The organism is Microcoleus sp. A003_D6 (genome assembly GCF_036702825.1).
Classification (GTDB): Bacteria; Cyanobacteriota; Cyanobacteriia; order Cyanobacteriales; family Microcoleaceae; genus Microcoleus.
In genome coordinates this window covers 1-2,929 of record NZ_JAUBWA010000260.1, presented here as the reverse complement: position 1 = coordinate 2,929, position 2,929 = coordinate 1, and the positions used below count along the sequence as shown (strand labels likewise).

Annotated in this window: 2 protein-coding genes and 1 pseudogene; all 3 read left to right on the top strand. The window is 36.7% G+C overall.

Going from position 1 to position 2,929, the window contains the following annotated elements:
* Window positions 1-434: 434 nt before the first annotated feature.
* The 3 genes and pseudogenes from QUB70_RS32180 (at window position 435) to QUB70_RS32170 (ending at window position 2,705) form a co-directional block, all read left to right on the top strand.
* Window positions 435-581, top strand: coding sequence for a hypothetical protein (locus QUB70_RS32180; protein ID WP_332985859.1), 147 nt, complete (start codon window positions 435-437; stop codon window positions 579-581).
* A gap of 114 nt (window positions 582-695) precedes the next feature.
* Window positions 696-1,241: pseudogene (locus QUB70_RS32175) on the top strand (ISAs1 family transposase); the annotation flags it as partial.
* Window positions 1,242-1,457: 216 nt separating this feature from the next.
* On the top strand, window positions 1,458-2,705 hold the full coding sequence (locus QUB70_RS32170; RefSeq protein WP_332985857.1) for an ISL3 family transposase: 1,248 nt from the start codon (window positions 1,458-1,460) through the stop codon (window positions 2,703-2,705).
* The last annotated feature ends 224 nt before the right edge of the window (window positions 2,706-2,929 follow it).

Here is a 2,929-nt window from a genome sequence, read left to right as displayed (position 1 = left end):
TCGGTAAATTTGCTAGGCTATTGTGACGATAAAACCGCCTACTTTAAACGAAAAAAATTTTGGACTCCCACTTTTCAAAACTGATAAGAAAATCCGAGCCACATCTGCGGAATGTGGGATCTAACATGACATGGAAAGGAATTAATCCCATTGTAAACTTAATTGAAACAACTTATGAGAAAGGAGTAAAAGTCTTACCTCATGAGTTAAAACAGTATTTACCCTCATGGCAACGTTCTGAAACTTTACCAAAATGGGATATCACGGTTATCCCATTTTGACTGGTATTTTATTTTTCCGCGAGTCCCTTAGTCACTTTATTTGAACCACCCTTCGGGCGATTACCCTCCTACAGCACGATTCGGCGGACATTACTGCGGTTAGAGTATCAGACTTATTCCGGTTGTTTATCGAGGTTTTTGGGAATTCAACCAATGCCCGGAGAAACGATTGCGTTGGATGGCAAAGTATTGCGTGGCTCCTATGAATGCCCCACGGACGACCCAACAGTCGATTCCCATCCAGCAATAATGCTAGTAAGTGCGTATATTGTGGAACGTGGGTTGATTCTCGATCCCTAGTCCGGTGGATTCAAAAACGAATGAAATCACGGCAATCCCTGCTTTTATTGAGCAGATGGCGCTTAAAGGTGTAGTGTTCGCCTTTGATGCCATCAGCACCCAAAAAAAACTGCTCAGATCATAATTGATAGTGATAATGATTACTTGGGTGCACTCAAAGGTAATCAATCTGGATTATTGACCGCAGTAGAAGCCGCATTTCACCCGCAAGAAACCTCATTTCAGATTAATAAAGGGCATGGTCGGATTGAAAAACGTACCGTCAGCATCGGTCAAGACTTGACGGGAATTCCTGATTTTCCGGGACTAAAAACCTTAATTCGAGTTGAATCAGAACGCCATGTCTATCGAGCGAACATCATTGAATCCTCTACAGAAACTCGCTACTACGTCTCTTCATTAACTGAAACAGCCGCTTGCTTTGCTCAAAGAATTCGAGGCTATTGGGGAGTCGAAAACAAGGTTCATTATGTCCGTGATGTGACTCAAGGGGAAGATGCTTGCCACATTCGCACGGTTGGACTCGTTCAGTCTTGGGCAATCGCACGGAATTTTGCCTTGAATTTGTATCGCGATCATGGCTTTCAAAACATGGCTCAAGCTCAACGTCTCGCTGGCTTTAGTTGTAGCATACTCAAAGATATATTCAGAATGAAATAGCCCTGGGACAAAAGCAAGTGAGCAATTTAACGGTAGAACATCGAAAAATTCTCTGGCTCTTCCTTACTTACTATGCTAAATCAATAGCTAAATCAGTAAAGTAAATTGAATAAATATGTAAAAATATAAATCAAGCCCTTGTCAGGCTTGACATTGGGGCTAGTTTAATTGTTAACTATAAATAGTGACAAGAGTTTTAGGGAGCAAATTACAGTCATGACCACAAAAAAGGGTACTAAAGTTCTAACAGAACTCCTGAGTATACAAGGAATTAAAGTAACTCAAATGAGTCAAATACCAGGAATTGGAATAATATTAAAGGTGGAGTCAACCAAGGGAGAAAGTCTTTGTCATCATTGCGGGACAAAAAGTAATAGATTACATCAAAATCATCGATACGTAGTCAAAGATTTATCTTGGGGAGAGCATCTAGTATTTTTAGAAATAAATAGACGACAGTTTAAATGTAAAAAATGTGGCAAACCATTTAGCGAAAAATTGGACTTTGTAAACAACAGAAGAACTTATACAAAACGACTAGCAAATACAATCATAAAATCAGTTTTATCAAGTGACATTCATAGTGTAGCAAAACAAGGAGTAGTAACAACAGAAGAAATAGAAAGAATGTTGTCAGATGCTTCACAAGAATTATCGTCAACACCATCAGATTTAAAAAAACTAGGCATTGATGAAATAGCTTTGATAAAAGGTCAAGGAAATTACTGTGCCGTATTAATCGATTTAGAAAAATCTAAATTGATTGCAATTGTCAAAGGAAGAACGCAAGCCGAAATTGAGCCAGTGCTTAAATCCTGGGGTTCAGAGGTATTAGAAAAAATAGAAGAAGTAAGTATAGATTTGTGGGAAGGTTACAAAACTCTAGTAAAAAAACTGATGCCAAATGTTCAAGTAGTAGCGGACAGATTTCATGTAATGGTACAAGTTAACAAAGAATTAGATACACAAAGAAAGCGCGAAAAAAGGCAAGTAATAGATTTAACTAAACAATCAAAATCTGGTAAAAAAGCAGCAGAATATAAAGAGATATTAGAGGGAATAAAGGACAGTAAATATTCATTATTAAAGAATCAAGAGAATTTAAATCAAAAGCAAAATATCAAATTAATGAAGGTCAAAAAAGTATGTCCCAATCTTGCAGAAATGCATAAATTAAAAGAAAAATTCCGACAAATATTTGAAAATCAAAAAACAAATTGGTTGAGGGGATTGTTGAGAATTGGGATCTGGCAGAAAAGAGCTAAACAATATTTTCCTGATAGTGTGAAGACTATTACCAATTGGCTTGACGAAATAATTGCTTACTTTGATAATAGGACAACAAGTGGTGTTGTTGAGGGTATTAACAACAAGCTCAAGTTAATAAAACGTTCTGCGTATGGCTTTAGAAATTTTGAAAACTACAAAAATAGATGTTTGCTTACTTGGCATTTTAATTGTTAGTTTGGCATACCAAGTAAGGAAGAGCCAATTCTCTCTTGTTTAGGTACAGTCTGTCGTCAATATTATCTGATTATTTAATCAGGAGGATTTGACCTATTCAAATTGAGATACTCGATCAAAATAAATTGTTAGCCAATATAATTATTCTATTGGTAGAAAAACCGATGGATTTATGGGAGTGTATTGTCAGATAACTTGAGCAAGTTATTGTCATGGAAAAAAGC

What these genes read in the sequence shown, in the direction of transcription:
- QUB70_RS32170 (WP_332985857.1), top strand. Translation starts at nt 1,458, where the DNA reads ATGACCACAAAAAAGGGTACTAAAGTTCTAACAGAACTCCTGAGTATA.
- QUB70_RS32180 (WP_332985859.1), top strand. Translation starts at nt 435, where the DNA reads ATGCCCGGAGAAACGATTGCGTTGGATGGCAAAGTATTGCGTGGCTCC.